We start from the raw sequence: 246 nt of genomic DNA, 5'->3' as shown, positions 1-246 counted from the left end.
ATGCTTATGAACCAACAACAGACGGTGTAACAAAAGACAATGGCACACCAACGACAACAGACGATGTAACAGGTTCAGTGACAATCCCAGACTATCCAGCGGATAAAGAACAACCAACAATTACGGTGGATGACGAAACACAATTACCAGATGGTAACACACCAGGCACAACAGAAGTAGATGTGACAGTGACATATCCAGATGGAACAGAAGATCACATAAAAGTACCTGTAACAGTAGGAGAAC

At 42.7% G+C, this 246-nt stretch carries 1 protein-coding gene; it reads left to right on the top strand.

What is annotated here, in order from left to right; genetic code table 11:
• The coding region (locus LQ677_RS14630) for a Rib/alpha-like domain-containing protein (protein WP_239705922.1) at nt 1-246 on the top strand (246 nt) is incomplete at both ends.

This window comes from Mammaliicoccus sp. Q-M61 (assembly GCF_022386055.1).
Lineage (GTDB): Bacteria > Bacillota > Bacilli > Staphylococcales > Staphylococcaceae > Mammaliicoccus > Mammaliicoccus sciuri_A.
This window is presented reverse-complemented; position numbering and strand designations above follow the sequence as displayed.